Origin of the sequence: Atopobium deltae, from assembly GCF_001552785.1 — a bacterium.
Lineage (GTDB): Bacteria > Actinomycetota > Coriobacteriia > Coriobacteriales > Atopobiaceae > Atopobium > Atopobium deltae.
The window spans coordinates 36,061-58,846 of the sequence record NZ_KQ959484.1; the positions used below are offsets into that span (position 1 = coordinate 36,061).

The following is a 22,786-nucleotide window of genomic DNA, read 5'->3' on the forward strand; positions in this document are numbered from 1 at the left end:
AAAGTATTGTTTTTGAAACACGATGTGAATCACAAAAAATGTAAGGAACGTCCTGCGCAGTGTCCTAAGGAGCGCCCCACGCCCTAAGTGCGGAAAACTCACGGGAACAAATTTAAGAAAACTATTATTTATTTGATGGTTTTACATAACTGAAAAAGTACTAGAATTTTTGGCGGTTTTGTAGTACCTTATAAAAGGTTTATAACAGGTTTATTTAATATAGTGCTATAATGGTATAATACCTACTGGACAAGGGGGTACTATGAACGTTTTAGTGTGTGAAGACGAGAAAAACATGTCTGACGCCATCTGCAAAATCTTGGATGACTGTGGCTTTAAGACAGAGGCCACGCACAACGGCAAAGCGGGCTTTGAACTTGCCATGAGCGGTAAGTTTGACGCTATGGTGCTGGACATCATGCTTCCCGAAATGGATGGCATGACGTTGGTATCCAAGCTGCGTGAGAAGAACAATTCTCTTCCCGTCCTCATGCTCACGGCTCGTACACAAATTGCCGATAAGGTCGAGGGCTTGAACGCTGGCGCGGATGATTACATGACCAAGCCTTTCGAAAGCATCGAGCTTGTCGCGCGTGTGCGTGCGCTTACCCGTCGTCAAGGCGAAGTGGTAGTCGATAAGATCGACTTCGGTGACTTGCTTTTGGATGTCTCGACCCATGACTTGAGCTGCGGCAAGAATTCGGTGCACCTGTCACAAAAAGAATATGAAGTGTTGTCCATGCTCATGAATGCAAAGGGTCGTATCACCTCAAAGCAGGATTTGCTTTCGCGCGTCTGGAGCATCGATGGCGAGTCTTCCGAGAATTCCGTTGAGGCTTACATTTCGTTCTTGCGCAAGAAACTGACGCACCTGGAATCCAGCGTACACATCACAACGCTGCGTATGCTTGGATATCGCCTCGAGCAAATCGTTGGCGCATAAGCGCTTGCGTAGCGCTACGATGCGTAATTGGTATATAGATAGTTTGCTTATGGCCGCCAGATCGTAGATCAGTATATGCATAAGTAGTACGTAATCATGCTTAAACGACTCAAGAGAACCTATGTAATTTTAACGAGCACGCTGCTCGGTATTATCTTGCTGTTTGTCCTTTGTAGCTCGTTTTATAACACCTACAACCTGATGAACAACTCCATTGACCTGACCCTCGATTATGGGATCAGCGATATGAGTGGCGTGCATCTCATTATCGGTAAAACCGAACTTAACACGAAAACCGAAAGCCCAGAGAATCGACTGAGTTCGCATGCACTAATGTCAAGAGTGCTCTTTACCCCCCATGGAAAAATTGTGCGAGAGGATCCTGAGTATTCGTCTGTCAGTGACAAACTTATCCACTCAGTTATCAAAGCACATAAAGCAACAAAAAATGAGACGGGAATTATTCGTGATGCCCATATCAAATGGAAAGTGCGCCGTTTATCGAATGGTGACTTACGCATTGCCATTGTTGATACCTCCGTTTTGGACGCTACCCTGCAGCAGCATCTCTTGACCGATGTATTTTTGTTTGTGGTTATTATGGGTATGCTCGTGGTGGTGGCACAAATTGTAGCAAGTTGGGCAACGCGTCCTATCGAGAAGGCCTGGCTCACCCAACGCCAATTTATCGCTGACGCATCCCACGAATTAAAGACACCACTCGCCGTTATTCTCGCTAATACGCAAATTTTGGACAACAATACCAATACAATTTCTGATGAGGATAAGCGCTGGATAACGGCTATTTCTAACGAAGCGTATCGCATGAAGGAGCTCGTGCAGGCACTGCTGGACCTGGCGCGCATGGACGCCGCGAACGCCGAGGGTATTTCGGCGCATCCGCATCAGAACCTTAATTTTTCGCAGCTGGTCGAGAAGGTCTGTCTGCAATTTGAAGTGCTTGCCTTTGAGCGTGGTAATACGATTATCACTAACATCACCGATGACCTGCACGTTTTTGGTAATGAGGAAACCTTGGAGCGCATGGTAGGCACCATCATTGACAATGCCTGCAAGTACTCTTCCCAAAACTCCCCCATTACCGTGACACTTTTGCGACGCGGAACACACTGCATCCTGCAAATCAACAATAAGGGTAGCTATATTGCCTCCGAAGAAATTCCCTACATTTTTAATCGCTTTTATCGCACGGATAAGGCGCGCACGCTGCAACAAACCAGCAGCTACGGCCTGGGGCTATCCATCGCAGCAAACATTGTCTATGAGCACAATGGCAAGATAGCGGTCACAAGCACCAAACAGGACGGCACGACGTTTACGATTACGCTGTAGCGGTGTTGCTGCGCGCGGCGAACTCGCGGCGTCGTTTTTTGTAGCCATGGATTATGTCAGCCCCGCTGAAAACTGCTGTAAACTAGAAGTATGAAACATACTTCTGACATACCGAACAACAAAGCCGCTGGTGCGGGCGCCCTGACTTGGGACGGTCCCGCCATCGGTCTTCTCGACCTCGACGCCTTTTTTGCCTCGGTCGAGCAGCTCGATCATCCCGAGTGGCGCAGCAAACCCGTCATTGTAGGCGGCTCCCCTGAAAAACGTGGTGTCGTATCGACAGCCTCCTATGAGGCGCGCCAGTTTGGCGTGCACTCCGCTATGCCCAGCGCGCTGGCGCGACGGCTGTGCCCCGATGCCATATGGACGCCTGGGCATTTTGACCGCTACAACGAGATGAGTCGCGCGGTGATGAGCTGCATTCTCGAAGAAACTCCGCGCATCGAGCAGGTTTCCATCGACGAAGCATTTTTTGATATAACCCCAGGTAGATTCTCTAACGAACACCCTGCCGCCATTTGTATGCGCATACAAAAGCGTGTCGAGAAACTCGGCGTCACCTGTTCCATTGGTCTGGGGCGCAACAAAACAGTCGCTAAAATTGCATCCGAACAGGACAAGCCGCGCGGATTGACCGTCATTCCTGGTGAGGCAACGACACAATTTTTGGCGCCGCTGCCCGTCCGCGCACTCAGCGGCATTGGCAAAGCTGCAGACGAAAAACTCAAGCGTATGGGCATTTTTACCCTCGGACAACTCGCCCGCACCGACCCCGCTTTTTTACAGGCGCAGTTTGGCGTGGTCGCCCAAACGATGATCGTGCGCGCAAGTGGCAACGAGGTCAGTCACGTCAATCTTTTTGCAGATACCAGCCCCATCAAATCAATTTCGTCTGAGCGAACCTTTGCAAAGGATTTGCATACGCGCGAAGAAATTATCTCTGCCATCAGCCACATCGCGGGCCTGGTGGCAGCGCGTTTGCGCGAAAAAAAGCTTGCAGGGCATACCGTAACCCTCAAGCTTAAATTCCATGTGGGCCAGCAAAAAACCGCGCAAATGCAACTCAAAGAAAACAGCTGCATGCAGTCTGTGCTTGCCGCGAGCGCTCAAAAGCTCCTTGACCACCTGTGGAAGCCAGGCTATCCCGTGCGTCTTATTGGCATTAGTGTGAGTGACTTTGGCGATCCGCGCGAGTCACGCCCACAGCAGCTGTCGCTGTTTGACGCAAATCTTGATGCACTTTCTGACGAGAAGACCAACGATGCTGCCCACCAACAAAAACTTGCAAAAACCTATGACGAGCTGCGTAAACGTTTTGGTTCGCAGACCTTATCCTATGGCTATGACCTGCGTTATAAGCACATGACGAGCGATACGCCTAAGCAAAGCTAAGCTGAGGAGCATCGCCCCAGAGCTTTTCTAAACGATAATATTCACGCTGCTCAGGCAAGAAGATATGCACTAAGACGGCGCCGTAATCCATCAAAATCCAGCTACCCTCGGTGCGACCTTCAATAGCCGCGGGCTTCTCGGCACAATTGATACGAACTTTTTTCTCGATTTCGTCAACGAGTGCGTCCGCCAAGCGCTTATTTGCTGCGGTGCATACCAGAAAAATGTCAGCGACATCCGAAACCTTACTCAGATCGAGCATGACAATGTCGGTCGCTTTTTTCTCGTCTGCGGTAAGGGCCGCAACTTTTGCAAGCTCAAAGGGGGTTACACTCATGAAAACTCCTTCGTGTGTTGTTGTACTAAGTCGTTATACAGCGTTAGGGTAGCAGGATACAAATAGCGCTTCGTTTGGAGCACGTAGATAATGCCCTCGACAAACGTATCCCAAAAAATGTCATCGAGCGGCGCTTTTCCAATGCGCTCGCGGATGCGCACTAGATTAGGAATATTCCCACGCAGGGGGTCGAGTGCGTCCGCACTAAACACGATCTTATCGAGATCGCTCATATCATGAGCGCCAACCGTGTGTCGATCAATCGCCTGCACGGTATCGGCCGATAGCCACGGATAGACTTTGGGCAACAGGCGCGCCGCGATTGGGCCATGCAGCAAAGGCACCACCAACTGGTGCGGCACACCAAAATCAAGCTTGAGCGAATCGGCCAGCGCCAGCTGCTCCTCATGGGACAACACCTTGGCCCAATCGTGCAAAATCCCTGCTACACCCGCGTGAAAGACATCAACACCGTAGGTCTGCGCCATGGTTTGCGCGAGGCGCCCAACCGAAAAACTGTGCGCAAGGCGCTGCTGGTGATGACACATACGTAATTTCATATCCACTTCAAGCTGGTCGAGAAGTTCTGCGTGCTCGGAATTCTCGTCACGAATAAGGGGAAGCAAGGAGCCGAAGATAAAATTTTGTTGCTTGTCAGTCGACTGCTCGTTACTCACCTGCACGCTAGAGACAGTGTGTTGTTCGTTACTCAATTGCTTGTTACTCGACATATAAACCACGCTTTGCAATATAGCCAATAACCGAAGGGGGCGTCAGATACGACAGCGACTGCCCCTGCTTGATTCTGTCGCGCAAATAACTCGATGAAATCGCCAGCGCCGGCACCTCAAGGTAGGTCACGTCGAAAGCAATCTTGGAATTAAAGATGACGTCGGTGGCGTAGTCCAGATTATACCCAGGGCGGGTCGCCGCCACTAAGCGCGCAAGCTGGGCAATCTTATGTGCTTCATGCCATTTGACGATGTCAATAATAGCGTCGGCGCCCGTAATAAAATATAGCTCGACATTTGCGGGGTACAGCTCGCGCAAGGCCTGCAAGGTGTGCACGGTATAGGTCACACCACTGCGGTCGATTTCGAAACGACTTGTCACAAAGTGGGGGTTATCGGCGGTTGCAAGCAGGGTCATGGCGTAGCGATCAAGAGCAGGTGTTATGCGAATGTCCTGCTTAAAGGCAGGGTTACCTACAGGCATGAAGACCACACAATCGAGCTGCAAGTCCCCAAAGGCTTGTTCTGCAGCAACAAGGTGTCCATTGTGAATGGGATCAAACGTGCCGCCCATAATACCCAAGCGATAGATTCGCGAGGTATCTTCGCCGAGCACGGGCAGATCAAGTGCTTCTAGTTCATGCTGCAACACGAAAAGCTTCCCTACTCCTCGTACAACTCGTCGTCATCATCGGTAAGCTCGTCAAAATCATCGGGCTTCTCGTCATCAAAGCCGCCAAACTCAAATGAATAGCCCAAGATACGCACCTCGTCACCGTTGCGGCAACCTGCCTTGTACAGGGCGTCGTCGATGCCCATACGCTCGAAGCGATGCTGCAAATACAGGATGGCCTCGTCGTTGTCCCAGTCGGTTTGCACAACCATGCGCTCGACGGTCGTGCCAGTAAGCTGGAAAACACCACCACCCAAATTATTGATGTGATAGCGCTTATCGCGCTGCTGGCGCTGCAGCTCCCAATTTGCGACCTTTGCCTGCACGCTGGTCTGCTCAGCCGTCTGCTGGGCCGCAAGCTCCTGGCGCAAGGTTTGGACCATCTGAGCACAGCTACCTACAAACTCGCTTAAGCCCTCACCCGTGAGGGTCGAAATCGTAAAGAATTGATGCCCGTCGGCAAGCGCCGCTTCACGCAAGCGCTCCAGCGAGCGCTTGCTGTGGGGCATGTCAATTTTGTTAGCGACCACAATTTGCGGACGATCGGCGAGTTCAGCAGCATAATTTTTGAGCTCGGTGTTGATAATGCGATAGTCATCGACCGCGTCGCGACCCTCGAATCCGCCCGTAGCATCCACAATGTGCACGAGCATGGCGGTGCGTTCGATATGGCGCAAAAACTCATGACCAAGGCCCTTACCCTGGCTTGCACCTTCGATAAGCCCAGGCACATCGGCCACCACAAACGAGCTATGATCCAAAGCGCGCACCATACCCAAATTGGGCACCAGCGTTGTAAACGGATAATCTGCGATTTTGGGTCGAGCTGCGCTGATGCGTGCAATAAGCGAGCTTTTACCCACCGAAGGCATGCCGATAAGGGCAACGTCGGCCATAAGCTTCATCTCGAGCTCAATCCAATGCGGGATCGCGGGCTCGCCCTTCTCGGCAAACGCAGGCGCACGACGGGTTGACGTCACAAAATGAATATTGCCTCGACCACCGACGCCACCAGGTGCTACGCACACGCGCTCGCCTTGCTGCGTCAGGTCGGCTATGTCGTAGAGGGGCTCCATCGTTTGTGGATCAAGCTCGCGTACCACGGTACCCAGGGGCACCTTTAGCACAAGGTCGGCACCACGGCTGCCATGTTTGCGAGCACCTTTACCATGTGTGCCGCGTTCGGCCTTGAAGTGGTGCTTGAAGCGATAATCAATCAGAGAAGAGAGCTGCGAAGTGGCTTCGACAATGACATTGCCGCCGTGGCCGCCATCGCCGCCATCGGGACCACCCTTGGGAACAAATGCTTCTCGGCGAAAGGACATACAGCCCGCTCCGCCGTCACCCCCCACCACATTGATATGAGAAATATCGGTAAACATTAACGCTCCTCAAACGAGCTCAAACGCTGTCTATATCATACAACAAGACCCCCGAGATGCTCGGAGGTCTTGTGTCATTCATACATATTTTGCCTGAGCACACAGCGCGCGGTTGGCGTGATTGCGCAATTGCGAGACTTGTACGCCTTGCGCGACTCGAGCTCAAGCGGCGCTCATCGGCGCTCTTAAGCCTCAGCGGGAATAACGGATACCGTGTGCTTAAGACCCTTTTTGAACTCAACCTTACCGTCAACGAGGGCAAAGAGTGTATCGTCCTTACCGCGACCTACATTGACACCAGGGGTGATGTGGGTGCCGCGCTGACGAACGATGATCTGACCAGTTTTAATTGCTTGGCCACCATAAATCTTAATGCCAAGACGCTGTGCTTGAGAGTCGCGGCCATTACGAGAGGAGCCGAGACCTTTCTTGTGAGCCATATTAAACCTACCTTCTACTCAACGAGGAAATACTCGAACTACTCTGCCTTTAGGGCTGCATCAGTTTTTGCTGCATCGCTTGTTGCAGTCTTTGCAGCGCGAGGTTTAGCAGGAAGCTTCACGATAGAAAGCTTTGTAAGATTCTGACGGTGACCCTTCAGGCGGTGATAGCGCTTACGCTTGTGGAATTTAAAGACAAGCTGCTTTGTGCCCTTAAATTGCTCAACTACCTCTGCCTGTACCGTCATCTTCGAAACTTTTTCGGGATCCACAACAATGGATTTACCATCGTTGAAAAGCAAGACGTCAAGCTTAACCTTATCGCCAGGCTGCGCGTCGAGCTTCTCTACGTCGATGACGTCGCCCTTGGCAACCTTATACTGCTTGCCGCCAGTCGTAATGATTGCGTACATGTTTAATGCCCTTCATTGCTATGAGTGAGTGCAACAGCTGGTAACTTTAACATCGCTAGCCAGCGAGGTCAACAAAAAAATACACCTAACTTATGGTATTCACTACAAAAACTCATTTGTGCGAGCCTGTGTGCGTCGTGCAACCCTTTTAGTATGCGTTTTGCGAACCTTCATAAGGATAACGAGAAACGCTTTTTGAGAAAACACCTCATAGATAAGGTTCATCAGACATCCACGACTAAGTCGCCATCGTTACTCGTGCGCTCAAAATACGCCTCCAGCGTGCGTCCCGTCGAAATGGTGCCACCATAGCCCACCGACGCTTTTATGAGCGGTCCTACCACGGGAAGCACCCCTACCAGCGAACGTGCAATGCCTCGGTACACAACACCTGCTCCCACGACGCAGCCCAACTCTGGTAAGCGGCTCGCGTCAAGAGGCTTGTCATAGAGCTGTGCAATGTCCAGCGCAAGACGAAGCTGATTAGCGGTTATGACAGGCATATCGGCTCCGGGAATAAACGCGACTGCCCCAACCATAGCATTTTGCGAAGCGCAGTTTGCGACCAGCTGGCGGATTTTTTCCTTGCGCGCAAAGGGAAACGCCTGCACAAATGCGCTGATTTTCTCGTCAAGGGTATCGACCACCCAACACGCGAGTTTTTGCGTCAGGGTTTCGGGGTCGGTTCCGCACACGATACCTACCGTGTTGTGCACAGCGCCTGCAATGGCATGTGGAGCCTCAACGCTCGTACGTGCCACAACAGCGGTCGGAACGCCGTATTTGGCATAGCAGCTCACGAGCGTAGCAACATCATCAAGCTCGCGTGCGCTCAGAACGAGGCAGACATCAGCCGTGAGGGGATGCAGCTTTGGTTCTGCGGACGCTGTAGTACCAGCGACGGGGTCACTGGCGTCTGCAGTCGATGTTGTGGTCGAGGCCGATGTCGCAGTCGCGCCAGCCGAGAAATGCTGCGGCACGCGACGTACCACCACCTGCGCGTGGATACTCTGTGGAATAAAAAGCTCCTTGATAGTCTCACGAAGGGCGCCATCAACCGTGGAGTCCACAAAAATATGTACTGAGATCTGACGTGCAGCCTGCTTTTGGGTAAGCTTTTTTGCCGCCTGAAACATCGTCGAAGACAACAAATTGTGCATGACTCCCCTTTCCTATGCGGCCTTGGTGCGATGCAGATACACACTCTGCACAATGCCCACCGCTAAGAGCTGCGCCACCATCGAGGAAGATCCAAAACTGATAAAGGGCAGCGGAATACCCGTAATGGGCATGATGCCAATGCACATTCCCATGTTTTCGAGCAGCTGAAACGACCACATGGCAACAATACCAACGAGTACAAGCTTACCAAAAGGAGCTTCCACCGCGAGCGCCAAACGAATGGTCGAGAAGATTAACACGGCATACAGCGCTAACAACACCAGCGCACCCGCAAAGCCAAAGGTTTCGGAGAGCAGGGCAAACACGAAGTCCGTATGGGCCTCGGGCAAAAATCCTCCACCCGCCTGCGTCGCATTCCCGATGCCTTTACCAAAAAAGCCACCCGAACCCACCGCAATTTTTGACTGTAAGAGGTTGTAGCCGTCGTCGGTGGGACTCAAGTTGGGGTCCACAAATACCAGCAAACGATTGAGCTGGTAGGGTTTGAGCAGATGCGGCAAACCTGGAGTCATAGACGTGATAATAATCAAGGCAGAACCCGCAATGATCAACGCAATCGTAACCAACACCCACGAGCGCTTCGCTCCCGAACAGATAATAATAGCCGCGCCCGACACCAAAATGACCAAACCCGTACCCAGGTCGGGCTGCGTCAAAATAAGCGCAAAGGGCACAAGCAAATAGGCGCAAAGGCGCACGTAATCCTTAAGAGTCTCGATTTTGCCATTGTACTGCGCACCGAGGGCCGCCATCAAAAAGACGGTGACCAGTTTGGCGAGCTCAGAGGGCTGGAAGCGCATGTGAATAAAGGGAATCTGCACCCAACCCGTCAGACCCTTTGCCGAATAGCTCAAGCCTGGCACTTTGGGCAGAAGCATGAGCACAATATCGAGTATGAGCAGCAACGTCGTCACATTAGCGAGATTTCGATAATCGTAGCGACACATAAAGAAGGCGCCGAGAAGGCCGATGACAACGCCCACCAACTGGCGCGGCCAGGAGGCTTCGGGAATCATCAAAGAGGCGCTCCACACGACGATAAGACCGTATAAACACAGCAACAAGGTCGCAATAGCGTTCGGTAGATAGATATTCTCAAGGCGACGACTTTTGGGCCGTATGCGTGCATGTTCGGGAGCGTTACCTGCTTTTCCACCAAACAGGGATGACAAGACGCTACCTACGCCTACATCCGAAAGACTATCTTTTGGTGTTTTCATCGCCATGTTAGAGCTCCTGCTTCATGGAAAGACTCGCGTGTGCGACCAAGGCCCTGCAGGACACAGCATTCACGCTCAAGTAGATCGCAGCCCCCAGACACGTACTAGTGCAAGCTAACATCATTGTCTCCTGACGCGGTGTCGGGAACGCCGTAGATAGCTCCCAGCGTATCACGAACGGCATACATGGCAGACGTTGCACCAAAGCCGCCCTTCTCGACAACTGCTGCAACAACATACTTGGGTTTATCGGCAGGAGCAAAAGCACACAGCCAACCCGTGGGGTCCTCGCCCTTGCGCTCGCCCGTACCCGTTTTGCCTGCGACACGCACGGGAAGGTTTGTGAAGTGCGATGCAAAGGAGCGATCCTCTTCGTAAATGACGCCCTCGAGCGCGCGCTGTAATAGCGCATACTGCGCGTCTGTTTGCTTTACTTCCAGGCGCACTTTGGTCTTGGACTGCAAAATCGTGCCAGAACCCGAATGCGACTGCACGCTTTTGAGCAGGTGAGGCTTGTAGATGGTGCCTCTATTTGCTACGCCCATGTAGGCGCTTGCAAGCTGGATCGGTGTGACCAACAGGTCGCCTTGGCCGATCGCGAGGTTGGTATTATCGCCACCTTTCCAGCGACGATCCCCCTCGGCAGCAGAGTTATAAAATGAGTATTTCCACTGCGGATCGGGAACGCGACCCTGCTGCTCGTGCGGAAGGTCAATCTGAGTTTTGGCACCGAGGCCCCAGTTTTTCATGGTGGTTTGCATGCCCCATTTATGCGTCTCGTCGGCCTGCCAAAACTTTTTTCCAATCTCGTAAAAGACGACGTCGCACGAAAACGTAATACCTTTTTGCAGGGTCATATAGCCGTGGCCGCGATGGTTCCAACAATACTGACCTGCGGCTTTGCCAAAGCCAGTCCAAAAACCAGAGCAGTTGTAACCAGAATCCTCGCTGGCAATGCCATTATCGAGCGCCGACAGGGCAATAAAAGGCTTGATAGTTGACGCTGCCATGTAAGCACCATCGACCGCGCGATTCATGAGGGGATACGCGTGATTTTTATCGGACAGCTCGGCCCAGTCATCGTTCGAAATACCACCGATAAACACACTGGGGTCGTAGGTGGGAGCACTTGCCATCGCAAGCACTTCCCCATTGGTAACGTCCATAACCACCACGGCACCCGCCTTGCAATCCTTATTGCCCCGTTGACGAGAGCGCTCGATGGCATGCGCGAGGCCCTTCTCGGCACCCGCTTGAATGGTGGCATCGATGGTTAGCGTGATGTCGGAACCAGGAATAGCGGCGACCGATGTTGAGTAGTCAATAACTTTGCCGCGAGCATCGACGTAGACCTTTTGCTCGCCGTGAACGCCCTGCAACACCGACTCGTACTGATACTCAATGCCCGACTGACCCACAATATCGCCGAGCTCGTAGTGCGGCGCGCTGGAATCTTTTTTGTCGACCTTATCGATAAGATCTTGGGTAACAGCACCCGTGTAGCCAAGCACGTGCGCGGCAAGGCTGCCCTGCGGATAGGTGCGCACCGAGCGATCCTCGACCGACACACCCTCAAAAAAGTCAGCATGTTCGCCCAGATAGGCCACCACTTGACGGCTGACGTCAGTCGCAACCACACGCAGGCTTTGTGCGCCTGCCGAGGTATCTTGAATTTTGCGCTTGACCGCGATCTTAGGCATACCCAACAGATTGGCCAAAAGCTGCAGCGTTACGTCGTTATTGAGCACATCGCTTTTTGCAACCACCGTCAATGACGAACGATTGGTGACGAGCTCAACGCCATTACGATCCAAAATGCGCCCGCGTTGTGCTGGCGTGGCAATGGAGCGTGTGCGGTTCTTTTCGGCCAGCTTGGTGTACTCCGTTGAGGATACCAGCTGCATGCTCCAGAGCTTGGCGAGAAGGGCAGCAAAAATGCCGCCCGAGAAGAGCGACAGCCCGTACAGGCGGGTCTTGAAGCCTTTTTCGGACGACTGGTCCTGCCCGCCTGAGGCGTGCGGCGCTTGACCGCCAATATCGAAGGTAAAGCGCGTGTTTGAGCCATGCATGATGAATAGCGCGATAAGCCCTAAGATGACGAGCGAGCATATGATGATGGTGACAATGATGGAGGCAAGTGACATAGCTGCCCCTACAGTTTCTTGCCCAATGAGAATTTGGACGAGCCCTTCGGGGATGCACCCTTGGAGGACAGGCCCTGACCACCACGATGCAAGGTTTTTGTCGAAGAAATTTTGGCGCTAAAGAAGGCTGCCGACGAGCTTATTCTGGAGAAAATACCTACTACGACCAGCGCAAATACAAGCACTTCCATAAGGATTGCGGGCAGGGTGCGCCACAGAAGGAGCCCCACGATATCGTGAGTATGTCCCAGCATCAACAGTACGAGGCTATAGATAAGCTCAACGAGGACAATAGCAAGTGCACTTTTTTGAATGAGAATGCTCTGCGATGACGAGAGCTTGTTTTGCTCTTGCGAGCCAAAGGCAAAACTCAACAGCGTCAACTCAAAAGCCATAAGTCCAACGGGGCCTGAAGTCGTAAGGTCATACAAAAGCCCAAAGCAAAAACCCGCAACCACGCTGGTGGTGCCACCAATATGCAACGAACACCACAGACCGACCAGCAAGCACACGTTGATGCGTGCTGCAAAAATGCCAATATGAGGCGCAAACACCAGGTGCAGCACTATGCAGAGAAGAGCAGCGATAATCAGCCTTCTACGATTTTTGTTTGTATCATGTACCTGCAACGCTTACACCTCCTTTAGGATTTGCGTCCATCAGCAGCCTGTACCTCTTCGGCACTGGCATGTTGCTCGTCGCTCACAGCCGTAACCACGAGCACTTCCTCAAAGGAGCCATTCGAAGAAATTGGCTTGACGGCAATGTCATAGTAATTGCCATTGGCGCTCTTCTCGACAGACGAAACAGTGCCCAAAGGAAGGCCTTTGGGGTAAACGCCACCCAAACCGCTGGTTACAACGGTATCACCCACCGAAACACTTTGATCGACCGACACGAGCGTCATGCGCAGACTTCCGTCGGCCGAGCCCACCAACATACCCTGCGCTCGACTTGATTGAATCATGGCCGACACTGACGATGACTCATCGCTTACGAGTCGCACCGTTGCAGAGTTTGGCCCCACCGAAGAAATTTGCCCAATCACAGCCGTCGAATCAGTGACAGGCATCCCAACGCTTAAGCCCGAGGTAGAGCCCTTATCGATCGTAATGGTCGACGTCCAGGAATCGGTCGAGCTCGAAATGACATGCGCCGCAAGAGATTGCAATTTGTAGGCACTCTTGAGTTTGAGAAGATCTTGCAGGCGATCGGCGGATTTTTTTGCCTCCACGAGCTGCGCGTTTTGCGCGCGCAGTGTTGCGTTTTCCTGCTGCAGCTCACTGAGAGTATTCTCGCTCGCCGTAATATTGGTAAACACACGAGAAAGTCCCGTAAACGGAGAACAGATAAACGCACCAACCTGGCGCACGGGTGTGGTCGCAACACTGAGAAATGCTTTAGTCGTGTGTATGGGGCCTTGCGGCGCTTCACGAGCGCTTAAGGTAAAAACGATAAGCGAAATGACACATAACACTATGGTTACACGACCCGATGCGCCGCTGCCAGAAGCACCAGCACCACCATGTTTTATATGCTTGAATGTTTTGACGCTGCCGACGCCTTTTGTACGCGAGAAACTCACCATACGCGAAAGTCCACCTTGCGCGATTGTTATTTGCCTGCAGTTTGAATAAATCCACCCGACAGGGCATTCGCATCAAGGACGCGTGCGCAACCATTGACGACATTCTCGAGCGCTGTTGGGCTCACGTTGACAGGCACGCCCGTCTCGTCACGCAAACGAGAATCCAAACCACGCAGCAAGCCGCCGCCGCCCGTAAGCAAAATGCCGTAATACATCAGGTCACTGGCAAGATCAGGCGGGGTCACGTCCAGTGCATCTTTTACAGCTTTGGTCACCTCGTCTAAGGGACGATCCAGCGCGCGGCGAATCTCCTCGGACTCAATACGCACCGACTTTGGAAGGCCGTTAATGACATCGCGACCGTTGACCTCGACGTCAAGCTCTTCTCGCAAAGGCGCGGCTGAGCCAACCTTGATTTTAATGTCTTCGGCGGTGCGCTCACCAATCGAAAGATTGTAGGCATCACGTACATGCTCAAGAATGGTTTGGTCAAACTCGTCGCCCGCTGTGCGGATGGATTGCGACACCACGATGCCGCCCATAGAAATAACGGCGACTTCGGTGGTACCGCCGCCGATGTCGACAACCATCGAACCTGTTGGGTCCTCGATGGGCAAATCGGCACCAATAGCTGCGGCCATGGGCTCTTCAATCAGGTAGGCCTGACGAGCACCCGCCGAAATAGTGGCCTCAAACACTGCGCGCTTCTCGACAGAAGTAACACCCGAGGGAACGCACACGACCACACGCGGGCGTGGCGACCAGGGGTAATGACGAGAACCACGGGCCTTCTCGATAAAATAACGGAGCATAACTTCGGTCACGTCAAAGTCGGCGATAACACCATCTTTGAGGGGGCGCACAGCCGTGATGGAACCAGGGGTACGACCAACCATGCGCTTCGCGTCAGAGCCGACGGCCAGAACGCGCTCAGCATCTTTATCGATGGCAACAACAGAGGGCTCGTTGAGGACGATGCCCTGTCCGCGCACCGACACGAGGGTGTTTGCGGTGCCAAGGTCAATGGCGAGATCGCCACCATATTCACCAAATAACGAATCAAAAAAGGACATATCTGGTATCCTTCATGCGAGTTACAACAACAAACCTACTACTATTACGACAAAAGCTAGCGTGAAGAAGAGCTCGCATCAGACGTGCCACCCTGCTGCGAGGAGCCACCCTGTGACGGCGAACCTGCGTCGGAGGAGCCTCCCTGCTGCGAGGAGCCCGCTTCAGAAGACGACTCCGCCTCGGACGAGCTGCTCGAATTCGACGAAATTGCGCTCGAGTTCTTGAGTTCAGAAGCGTACTGCGGCTTCACAGCGCTGACCTTCCACGAAATGCCATCGCGCACAAACTCAACAATGAAGTCCTGCGTTCCACCTTGCGGCAAGGTAGCCGTCAGGTGCACCTTACTGGAGCTCATCGAGCGATCAACACCAGAGATAGACACCTTGGAGCTTTCGGGGAGAAGCGCCATGATCTCGTTACGCGCATCATCCGACAGCGCAGTCGCTAGCAAAGGCTTGATCTTCTCTTCAGAAACAGGAGACGAGAAGAGCTGTGTCGCGATGCTTTCCTGTGTGGGGTAACCATAGCCCTTGTAGAAGGCAAAGCACCCAGCCGCCGCAGCGAGCAGAAGAAGCACAAACAAGGTGATAAGAATCTTTCGGCCCCAGTGGCGGTGCTTACGGCGCACCTTTTTGTTGTCCTTCTCGGCAGCAATAAGCTCACTTTCGCTGACCGAGAAAAAGCCCGTATCCTCGGGGGAAGGCATCATTTCGCCTGATTTACCCAGCGGATCGAGCGGATCATAGGATCCCGTACCACCGTAACCTGCTGCCTGCAAAAGCGCGTCGGTCTCGGACGGTTGACGATTGGTGATCGCTGTCATCGCCTTTTGTGCTGCCTCGTAGGCTGCCTGCTGAGAAGGCGTCAAGGTCAGGGTCTTATCGGCAGTGGCATTATTGAAGGCGTCAAGCGCCTCGGACATGCGGTTAGCGGCAACGTAGGCATCTCCGAGCTGCGCATAAATAGCATTTTGATTCGCCAGAGGCGTCGAGAAATCAAGGGCGGTGCGATAGGCCTCAATGGCATCGATGGGACGACCAAGTTGCATAAAGCACGAACCCAAGCTAGTCAGGGCATCGGCAGGATTAGGGTTTGCCTCATCGATAGCAGCATTACGAAAAGCAATGCCCGCCTCACGCACATTGCCAAGACGCAGGTGTGCGGCACCAAGCGCGAGCTGGGCTTTATAGGGCGTCTTGTAAGCGGTGTCCTGCAAAGCCAAGTTCAAAACTGCCACGGCCTCCTGAAAGCGCGACGCTGCCATAAAGGCACGGCCCTGGTTGCAGTACAGCGCACCACGCTTGCCGTACGCCTCGTCACGCAAGGCGTCGGAATAGGCGGCGGCTGCCTCATCAAAACGACCGAGTTTCATGAGGGCATTACCCTTAAGGTGATCTGCTGCACCAAATAGCTCATCGGAATTTTTTACCGCTGGCAGCGCGAGAACAACTGAGGTCCAATCCCCTTTTTGATACGCCTCGCGCGCTGTTTTATATGCTTGCTGATCCATAGCGCTCCTTTTAGGTATTGTGCCTACATAGTGTATGCTACACCATCATCTGCGTACACCGTATGCGTTGCGTGTGCGGGTGTACAGGCGGACGTGTTGGCACTGTGTGCGTGCACCTTATGCTGCACCATGCTCAATACGAATAGACTCAATCACATCTCCGGCACGCAGAGATGCAATCACGTCAAAACCTTCGACGGTTTGCCCAAAAACGGTGTAACCGCTATCCAGCCCATGCTGTGGTCCAAGGCAAAAATAAAATTGCGAACCAGCAGAATCGGGATGAGAAGACCGTGCCATTGCAAGGGCTCCATCATTATGAAGGTTGGAAGGATTGGTGCCGTACTCGTGCTTAATGCTGTAACCAGGACCTCCCGTGCCAGGCATGCCATCGGCGCCTGCACGACCCTTTGCCACATCGTCACTCGTCATATCACGCGTGTTGGGACAGCCACCCTGAATGACAAAGCCCGGAACATAACGATGAAACTTCAGATCATCATAAAATCCCGAGCTTGCAAGTTCGCAAAAATTGGCGGCGTGAATGGGTGCGCCTTGGGTATCGAGCTTTACACGAATAACGCCTTTGTTCGTAGTAAAGACGGCATACTCGTCGCCCTGTAAAACATATTCAGGCGTATATAACGGATCCGAGAAAAAGCCCACGTCATTTCCTTCCAACGCTCTACTCGTTTAAACCTATCTGAACTAGTGTACCAGCACTACCCCAGGCAAGGGTACCCCTTCATATACTGACCTTGAAAACATCACGATGCTTACGAAGTTGCAGGGTTCATACTCTCGTAATTCTCGTCAAACAATGCCTTGTAGCCATCTTGACCTCCCCCACCGTTGTTGCCGTGGAGAATGGCATCGATTTTATCTTTTTGTGCTTGCACATTATTGGACTTACGCACGAGCTTCCACGCCTTTACGTAGGCGTCACAACGATTGCGCAGGTAACTGCCCAGGGTTAACAGGTCCTTAATCTGCTGCACATAGGTGCCCGTCGTCGTATCCAAGGTTTTGATCTCGTTGATCAGGTTACTAGCCTCATAAGCCAAGGCGTTTGCGGCTTCGGTCTGCTTGCGGATGCTTTGCGTATCGGAACTGTAGGCAACCGAGTCAAAGCTATTGCCGTGATCATCAATTTTTTTCGCGAGGGTGCCAAGCTTTTTGTAGCACTCTTGCAGCTTCTTTTTGGTGGTCTCGTCCGCAGTGGCTGGATTGGTGGGAGCCGCAGGCTGCGTATCCTGACCCTTTAGTTTATGTTTAACCCCGGGAAAGCCAGCCTTGGTAGTATCCATTTCGACCTGATTGCGGGGACGAAAGACATCGGGATTCCAGGGATGCCACAGCATCATAATAAACCCGCCAATAAGTGCAACCGCTGCTGCCGCGGCAATAAAGACTGCACGCAGGTGCGGGAGCCTTTCGAAGGCATAGCCATTATCGGAGCTTGAAGGCAGCGCGGATTCGATACGCGGAATAGCATGCGTGACCTCGGCTTCGCTGATGGGCTCATCCAGATCGAGGTCTGCCTTGGTATTGAAGTCGTCTTCAAGCTGTGGGGCGGCTTCGACGCGCGGGAGCGTCTGCGGAATCGTTTGCGGGAATGTTTGCGGAATTTGCTCGTCTTGCTGCAGTTCATCTTCGTATTGATGGTCAGCGTTTTGGGTCTCTGCGCCTTGCAAAACGTCATCTATCTGTGGGAGCTGGTTAATCTGTTGTGCTCGCTGGGCACGATGCACCAATTCTGCTTTACGGAAGGCATCTTCAAGCTCAGCTTGAGCTTGAGAAGCTGGCGCGGAGCTAGGACTCGAACTTGCAGATGTTGTAACAGGTGACACTTCTACTGGTTTTGGCTTTGGCAAAGAGGGCATACCACAGGCATGGCAGGTGGTTTCGTTTACCTCGAGAAGAGCACCGCAGCTTTTGCAATAGCGCAGCTCTAACGAAGGAAACGACATAGTAGGATCCATTTTTGCGTGGCAGGCAGGGCAACGTAGACTTGCCTGCACAATATGTGTGCCACAGAATGGGCAAATCACGGGAAACCTCCGCAAAACTAACCTACCTGGTAAACCTACCTGGCAAAAGCTTACCTGGTAACACCTTATTTGGTGCCCTCAGTGGGGATCGAACCCACGACCTTTCGCTCCGGAGGCGAACGCTCTATCCACTGAGCTATGAGGGCATCTCGGCCAATGCCGTCGACCACGACCGACTATCGTCAACCACGGATTGACCGCAGTCATTAAGACACAACTGATACTTCCGTAGTCCGTAAGCTTTAGTATACCGTGATTTCCATAGCAGGCTCAGTAAAAATGTTTCATCAACGTATACGATAACCATATCAACGCATCTGACGATAAAATCAAGGGTATTATCGAATGGTTACGTATGAGTTAAGCACAAGAAGCGCATATGATGTAAAAGCGAGCATAATGACAAATACCAGCTATGTACCAAACACCGTCGGGCTTCTCGGCAGGATCCTACAAAGATCTAACACGCGTGGCCGTCTTAATGCGCCCATGTGGTACGAGCTGTTTTTGGCAAATGCTGACAATCTGTCGCACGAGATTGCGATGCTTATCGACAATCTACAGGCGTATAAAGATGCGATCGATGCAGGTGATGCGCATAGTTTGCAGGCGCTGCTTGCCGAGGGCAATCGTCTAAAAAGAGAGGCTGAGGCGCAATAATGAGCGATGTGAAGATTTCTGGGGTGCAGGTAGGAACACATACACGCATCATTGACGTGCAAGCGACTTCGGCCAGCTATACGGTGTTTATTGGTGCACACATCCTTGAACACGCGGGCAAACTCGTGCGCGAGAGCGTTCGCTCAGCCGATGCAACAAAGGCGTATCTGGTAAGTGACACGAACGTAGAGCCGCTGTATGCAGCAACTGTCGAGAAGAGCCTGGTTGCCGCAGGCTTTACCGTATATACACACAACTTTGCCGCAGGTGAGGCCTCTAAACGCATCAATACGCTTTCGGATCTGCTTGAAGGTCTTGCACAAGCAGGGCTTTCTCGCAAGGACGTGGTGGTTGCCTTGGGCGGCGGCGTGGTAGGCGACATTGCAGGACTTGCGGCGGGGCTCTATTTGCGTGGCATTGATGTTATCCAGATGCCCACGTCACTGCTTGCTATGGTTGATTCTTCGGTGGGCGGCAAAACGGCTATTGACCTTGAAGCAGGTAAAAACCTAGCTGGCGTCTTTTTGCAACCGCGCGCCGTCATTGCAGATGTGAGCTGCTTGGATACCCTTTCTGCTGAGCTTTTTCGGGATAGCTGCGGCGAAGTCATCAAGCATGCCGTACTTGCCGACCCGACGCTCTTCTCGCAGCTCAGCGCCAAAGCGCTGACGCAACATAATTACACGCACGATGAACTTATCGACATCATCGCACGCAATATTACGATCAAGCGAGACGTCGTCCAAGCTGACGAGACCGAAGAGGGTCTGCGGCAAGTGCTCAATCTGGGGCACACCATCGGACATGCTATTGAGGCAGCCAGCCATTTTGAATTGGGACATGGAAGTTGCGTTGCAGCGGGCCTATGCTGCATGGTTCGCGGAGCCGTGGGCTTGGGTTGGTGCACACCACAGCTGCTAGACACTATCGAGACAGTCGTGGCCGCTCACGGACTTCCCACGGACACAGCGCTGGATCACGACGTGCTCTTTACCTATGCCTGTCGAGACAAAAAGCGCCTCTCTGACAAGGCTCATCTGGTTGTGCCCACCAAGATTGGCCACGTGACAATAAAAACCGTCGGTACCGATATACTTAAACAAGTTATAGACAAGGGCTGTTTGAGTGCGAGCGCACCCAGCAGCACAAACGCATAATGCACAACGTATAACGCACAACAAAGGAAAGCACTATGGACGTACGCATAACCCCACAACCGCTTGCTGGCACCGTTTGTGCCATTGCCTCTAAATCGATCGCGCATCGCCTACTTGTGTGTGCGGCGCTGGCCGATAAGCCCTGCGTCATTGACTGCGCCCACACATCCGACGACATTATGGCAACGGTGAGCTGCTTGCGAGCGCTCGGAGCGCGCATTACGCAAACCAAAACGGGCTTTCGCGTCATCCCCTTAAAGCGCCCTCACGGCCTTGCACGCCACCTCTGGCATCCAACCGCGCAGCTGTACTGCAATGAATCAGGCTCTACCCTGCGCTTTATGCTTCCTGTTGTCTGCGCACTCGGGACCCCCGCCGCCCTGTATATGCAGGGTAAGCTTCCAAAGCGGCCCTTATCGCCCTTGTACGAACAGTTGGTGCTGGCGGGCGCACGTTTAAGCCCACAAGGTAATAATCCGCTGGTCGTAGCAGGTTCGATACGCCCCCAAACGTTTTATATGCCTGGCAATATTTCCTCGCAGTACATCAGTGGCCTGCTCATGGCAGCGCCTTTGCTCAAGGAAGAGGTGCGTGTGGTAGTGACGAAGCCCGTCGAATCACGCCCGTATATCCAGCTCACGCTGCAAGCCATGAAGCAGTTTGGGGTAATCGTGCAAGAAACAGAAGAGCTCGATGCTGACAAGAACCCCGTCGTGGTCTATACCGTCGACAAAGATGCATGTTTTTGTTCCTGCGAGGAGGTTTCGGTCGAAGGCGATTGGTCTAATGCGGCCTTCTGGCTTTGTGCAGGCGCCGTTGGCGGCAGCGGTCTCACCGTTGATGGTCTTAATCTCACGAGTGCTCAGGGCGATCGCGCCATTATGGCAGCGCTTGCCCGCTTTGGCACACGCATTTCTCGCAAAAAACACCAGGCAACAGCCGTGCATGATCACATTAGTGCCTGTGATATTGACGTGGCACACTTTCCCGATTTGGTACCTCCTTTGGCGGTGGTTGCCTCTGTCGGTGAAGGCACTACAACCATTAGCGGCGCAGCACGCCTGCGCATTAAAGAGTCGGATCGTTTGCAAACCGTGTGCGCGGGGCTCACGGCTTTGGGCGCTGACATTCGCATCGTGGATGACAGCCTTGTAATTCAAGGAGTGCCGCAGCTCACAGGTGGTGTGGTTGACGCGGCGCATGATCATCGCATCGCAATGATGACTGCTATTGCGGCGACTCGTTGTATGCAAGACGTTATTATCAAAAATGCTTCGTGCGTCAGTAAATCGTATCCGCAGTTCTTTGAGGATTATCAGGCGCTGGGCGGACAAGTGCACGTCATCGACGAGTCGTAGGAGTTTACACCATGGCATCGAATTTTGGTTCCACCATACGCGTTGCCCTCTTTGGGCAATCTCACTCTGCCGCTGTCGGTGTGGTGGTCGAAGGGCTTCCCGTTGGTTTTAGCGTTGACCAGGCCCGTCTTGACGCTTTTATGCAACGCCGCGCGCCAGGTCACTCCGCCTGGGCAACGCCGCGCAAGGAAGCCGACAAGCTGCGCATTGTTTCGGGCTTAAACCCTGCAGGTCAGACCTGTGGAGCACCTTTGTGTGGGCTTATCGAGAATACCAACACGCGCTCGCAGGATTACGAAACCCTCAAGCGCATTCCGCGCCCTGGTCACGCTGACTTTACGGCGCAGATGAAGTGGCATGGATATCAAGACGTTGCAGGTGGCGGGCATTTTTCTGGCCGTTTAACGGCGGGGTTATGCATCGCAGGAGGCATAGCGCTGCAGCTTCTGGACGAGCGCTATGGCATTCATGTGGCAGCACACATCCAAGAGATTATGGGCATTGCCGATACACCCTTTGAAGCCTATAACACGAGTGCCGAGAAGACCGAACTTCTTACACAGCAAATGGAACTTCTCGCACAGCTACCTGCGACCCAGCTTCCAGTCCTCAACAAAGACGCAGACCAAGCTATGCGGCAAGCGATTGCACAGGTTAAAGAGGAGCAGGATTCCGTGGGGGGCATCATTGAATGCGTAACCACGGGTATTCCCGCTGGTATTGGTGGACCTTTGTTCGATGGGATCGAATCGGCCTTGGCACGCGCGGTCTTTGGTATTGGTGCGGTAAAAGGCATCGAATTTGGTCGAGGCTTTGCCGCTGCTCGCATGCATGGGTCTGAACACAATGATGCCTACACCATTCATGATGGTAAACCGTGCTGTGTGAGCAATAATGCTGGAGGAAATCTTGGTGGTATTACCACAGGCGCGCCATTGCTCTTCCGCATTGCAGTCAAGCCAACTTCATCCATCGCGCGTCCACAACACTCGGTTGATATGAGCTGCAATGAACTCGCAAACCTCGAGATTGTCGGGCGGCATGACCCCTGCATTGTGCCTCGTGCAGTGCCTGTTCTTGAAGCGACAACGGCACTCGTAGTGCTCGATCAGCTGCTAAGTTTTCCTGTCGCGTAGCGCCATCTCTTCGTAGATGATAGCACACGAGCAAACAACGCA

Annotated in this window: 22 protein-coding genes and 1 tRNA gene; 7 read left to right on the forward strand and 16 right to left on the reverse strand. The window is 52.9% G+C overall.

The genetic code is table 11. From position 1 onward, the window contains the following. The first annotated feature begins 262 nt into the window (after positions 1-262). The 3 genes from HMPREF3192_RS00650 to dinB all read left to right on the forward strand — a co-directional run bounded on the left by HMPREF3192_RS00650 (position 263) and on the right by dinB (position 3,688). A complete protein-coding gene (locus tag HMPREF3192_RS00650) occupies positions 263-943 on the forward strand; it encodes a response regulator transcription factor (RefSeq protein WP_066304469.1) in 681 nt (226 codons plus the stop codon). Between the two features lie 96 nt (positions 944-1,039). After that, positions 1,040-2,296, forward strand: a complete 1,257-nt coding sequence (locus HMPREF3192_RS00655) for a sensor histidine kinase (RefSeq protein WP_066304470.1) — start codon at positions 1,040-1,042, stop codon at positions 2,294-2,296. 90 nt (positions 2,297-2,386) lie between these two features. Beyond that, positions 2,387-3,688, forward strand: a complete 1,302-nt coding sequence (gene dinB / locus HMPREF3192_RS00660; protein ID WP_066304471.1) for a DNA polymerase IV — start codon at positions 2,387-2,389, stop codon at positions 3,686-3,688. On the opposite strand, the gene rsfS is transcribed toward dinB, so the two are convergent. The 16 genes from rsfS to HMPREF3192_RS00740 form a co-directional block, all read right to left on the reverse strand. Further along, entirely contained in the window at positions 3,675-4,025 is a 351-nt protein-coding gene (gene rsfS, locus HMPREF3192_RS00665) for a ribosome silencing factor (RefSeq protein WP_066304472.1), read from the reverse strand. The two genes, dinB and rsfS, sit on opposite strands and share 14 nt — an antisense overlap. After that, complete coding sequence (gene yqeK / locus HMPREF3192_RS00670) at positions 4,022-4,738, reverse strand: bis(5'-nucleosyl)-tetraphosphatase (symmetrical) YqeK (protein WP_231723319.1); 717 nt, start codon at positions 4,736-4,738, stop codon at positions 4,022-4,024. The genes rsfS and yqeK overlap by 4 nt, the downstream gene beginning before the upstream one ends. Before the next feature lie 7 nt (positions 4,739-4,745). After that, on the reverse strand, positions 4,746-5,408 hold the full coding sequence (gene nadD, locus HMPREF3192_RS00675; RefSeq protein WP_066304477.1) for a nicotinate-nucleotide adenylyltransferase: 663 nt from the start codon (positions 5,406-5,408) through the stop codon (positions 4,746-4,748). Positions 5,409-5,419: 11 nt separating this feature from the next. Beyond that, positions 5,420-6,811 carry a GTPase ObgE gene (obgE, locus tag HMPREF3192_RS00680; protein ID WP_066304479.1) on the reverse strand — a complete coding sequence of 464 codons (1,392 nt, stop codon included), beginning with the start codon at positions 6,809-6,811 and terminating at the stop codon, positions 5,420-5,422. 185 nt (positions 6,812-6,996) lie between these two features. Continuing rightward, positions 6,997-7,251, reverse strand: a complete 255-nt coding sequence (rpmA, locus tag HMPREF3192_RS00685; protein ID WP_066304484.1) for a 50S ribosomal protein L27 — start codon at positions 7,249-7,251, stop codon at positions 6,997-6,999. Positions 7,252-7,289: 38 nt separating this feature from the next. Next, positions 7,290-7,664, reverse strand: a complete 375-nt coding sequence (rplU, locus tag HMPREF3192_RS00690; RefSeq protein WP_066304485.1) for a 50S ribosomal protein L21 — start codon at positions 7,662-7,664, stop codon at positions 7,290-7,292. Between the two features lie 224 nt (positions 7,665-7,888). Continuing rightward, the gene (locus tag HMPREF3192_RS00695; RefSeq protein ID WP_066304487.1) at positions 7,889-8,824 is read right to left on the reverse strand and encodes a DUF697 domain-containing protein; all 936 of its coding nucleotides are present in this window, start codon (positions 8,822-8,824) and stop codon (positions 7,889-7,891) included. 12 nt (positions 8,825-8,836) lie between these two features. Continuing rightward, positions 8,837-10,072 (reverse strand): FtsW/RodA/SpoVE family cell cycle protein, encoded by a 1,236-nt coding sequence (locus tag HMPREF3192_RS00700; RefSeq protein ID WP_066304488.1) that lies wholly within the window; start codon positions 10,070-10,072, stop codon positions 8,837-8,839. A 98-nt stretch (positions 10,073-10,170) separates the two neighbouring features. Further along, positions 10,171-12,210 carry a penicillin-binding protein 2 gene (gene mrdA / locus HMPREF3192_RS00705; protein WP_066304491.1) on the reverse strand — a complete coding sequence of 680 codons (2,040 nt, stop codon included), beginning with the start codon at positions 12,208-12,210 and terminating at the stop codon, positions 10,171-10,173. 8 nt (positions 12,211-12,218) lie between these two features. Further along, on the reverse strand, positions 12,219-12,839 hold the full coding sequence (gene mreD / locus HMPREF3192_RS00710; RefSeq protein WP_066304492.1) for a rod shape-determining protein MreD: 621 nt from the start codon (positions 12,837-12,839) through the stop codon (positions 12,219-12,221). Between the two features lie 14 nt (positions 12,840-12,853). Further along, entirely contained in the window at positions 12,854-13,798 is a 945-nt protein-coding gene (gene mreC / locus HMPREF3192_RS00715) for a rod shape-determining protein MreC (protein WP_066304493.1), read from the reverse strand. 26 nt (positions 13,799-13,824) lie between these two features. Then, positions 13,825-14,871, reverse strand: coding sequence for a rod shape-determining protein (mreB, locus tag HMPREF3192_RS00720; RefSeq protein WP_066304494.1), 1,047 nt, complete (start codon positions 14,869-14,871; stop codon positions 13,825-13,827). A gap of 56 nt (positions 14,872-14,927) precedes the next feature. Further along, positions 14,928-16,382 (reverse strand): tetratricopeptide repeat protein, encoded by a 1,455-nt coding sequence (locus HMPREF3192_RS00725; protein WP_066304498.1) that lies wholly within the window; start codon positions 16,380-16,382, stop codon positions 14,928-14,930. A 117-nt stretch (positions 16,383-16,499) separates the two neighbouring features. Beyond that, positions 16,500-17,048, reverse strand: coding sequence for a peptidylprolyl isomerase (locus HMPREF3192_RS00730; protein ID WP_066304500.1), 549 nt, complete (start codon positions 17,046-17,048; stop codon positions 16,500-16,502). A gap of 110 nt (positions 17,049-17,158) precedes the next feature. After that, positions 17,159-18,433, reverse strand: coding sequence for a zinc ribbon domain-containing protein (locus HMPREF3192_RS00735; protein ID WP_269447669.1), 1,275 nt, complete (start codon positions 18,431-18,433; stop codon positions 17,159-17,161). A 70-nt stretch (positions 18,434-18,503) separates the two neighbouring features. Next, positions 18,504-18,579: transfer RNA gene (locus tag HMPREF3192_RS00740), tRNA-Arg, on the reverse strand. Between the two features lie 253 nt (positions 18,580-18,832). On the opposite strand from HMPREF3192_RS00740, the gene HMPREF3192_RS00745 reads away from it, so the two are divergent. The 4 genes from HMPREF3192_RS00745 to aroC are packed head-to-tail and all read left to right on the forward strand — an operon-like array spanning position 18,833 to position 22,744. Beyond that, positions 18,833-19,093 carry a hypothetical protein gene (locus tag HMPREF3192_RS00745; RefSeq protein WP_066304504.1) on the forward strand — a complete coding sequence of 87 codons (261 nt, stop codon included), beginning with the start codon at positions 18,833-18,835 and terminating at the stop codon, positions 19,091-19,093. Then, positions 19,093-20,250 carry a 3-dehydroquinate synthase gene (gene aroB, locus HMPREF3192_RS00750; RefSeq protein WP_082715510.1) on the forward strand — a complete coding sequence of 386 codons (1,158 nt, stop codon included), beginning with the start codon at positions 19,093-19,095 and terminating at the stop codon, positions 20,248-20,250. Before HMPREF3192_RS00745 ends, aroB begins: the two co-directional genes overlap by 1 nt. Positions 20,251-20,285: 35 nt before the next feature. Further along, a complete protein-coding gene (gene aroA, locus HMPREF3192_RS00755; RefSeq protein ID WP_066304506.1) occupies positions 20,286-21,608 on the forward strand; it encodes a 3-phosphoshikimate 1-carboxyvinyltransferase in 1,323 nt (440 codons plus the stop codon). 11 nt (positions 21,609-21,619) lie between these two features. Then, positions 21,620-22,744 carry a chorismate synthase gene (gene aroC, locus HMPREF3192_RS00760; protein ID WP_066304508.1) on the forward strand — a complete coding sequence of 375 codons (1,125 nt, stop codon included), beginning with the start codon at positions 21,620-21,622 and terminating at the stop codon, positions 22,742-22,744. Positions 22,745-22,786 lie beyond the last annotated feature (42 nt).

Bases quoted from the DNA above. Each gene is read 5' to 3' on its own strand.
- HMPREF3192_RS00650 (WP_066304469.1), top strand. From the start codon at position 263: ATGAACGTTTTAGTGTGTGAAGACGAGAAAAACATGTCTGACGCCATC.
- HMPREF3192_RS00655 (WP_066304470.1), top strand. From the start codon at position 1,040: ATGCTTAAACGACTCAAGAGAACCTATGTAATTTTAACGAGCACGCTG.
- dinB (WP_066304471.1), top strand. From the start codon at position 2,387: ATGAAACATACTTCTGACATACCGAACAACAAAGCCGCTGGTGCGGGC.
- rsfS (WP_066304472.1), bottom strand. From the start codon at position 4,025: ATGAGTGTAACCCCCTTTGAGCTTGCAAAAGTTGCGGCCCTTACCGCA.
- obgE (WP_066304479.1), bottom strand. From the start codon at position 6,811: ATGTTTACCGATATTTCTCATATCAATGTGGTGGGGGGTGACGGCGGA.
- rpmA (WP_066304484.1), bottom strand. From the start codon at position 7,251: ATGGCTCACAAGAAAGGTCTCGGCTCCTCTCGTAATGGCCGCGACTCT.
- rplU (WP_066304485.1), bottom strand. From the start codon at position 7,664: ATGTACGCAATCATTACGACTGGCGGCAAGCAGTATAAGGTTGCCAAG.
- HMPREF3192_RS00695 (WP_066304487.1), bottom strand. From the start codon at position 8,824: ATGCACAATTTGTTGTCTTCGACGATGTTTCAGGCGGCAAAAAAGCTT.
- HMPREF3192_RS00700 (WP_066304488.1), bottom strand. From the start codon at position 10,072: ATGGCGATGAAAACACCAAAAGATAGTCTTTCGGATGTAGGCGTAGGT.
- mrdA (WP_066304491.1), bottom strand. From the start codon at position 12,210: ATGTCACTTGCCTCCATCATTGTCACCATCATCATATGCTCGCTCGTC.
- mreC (WP_066304493.1), bottom strand. From the start codon at position 13,798: ATGGTGAGTTTCTCGCGTACAAAAGGCGTCGGCAGCGTCAAAACATTC.
- mreB (WP_066304494.1), bottom strand. From the start codon at position 14,871: ATGTCCTTTTTTGATTCGTTATTTGGTGAATATGGTGGCGATCTCGCC.
- HMPREF3192_RS00725 (WP_066304498.1), bottom strand. From the start codon at position 16,382: ATGGATCAGCAAGCATATAAAACAGCGCGCGAGGCGTATCAAAAAGGG.
- HMPREF3192_RS00745 (WP_066304504.1), top strand. From the start codon at position 18,833: ATGACAAATACCAGCTATGTACCAAACACCGTCGGGCTTCTCGGCAGG.
- aroB (WP_082715510.1), top strand. From the start codon at position 19,093: ATGAGCGATGTGAAGATTTCTGGGGTGCAGGTAGGAACACATACACGC.
- aroA (WP_066304506.1), top strand. From the start codon at position 20,286: ATGGACGTACGCATAACCCCACAACCGCTTGCTGGCACCGTTTGTGCC.
- aroC (WP_066304508.1), top strand. From the start codon at position 21,620: ATGGCATCGAATTTTGGTTCCACCATACGCGTTGCCCTCTTTGGGCAA.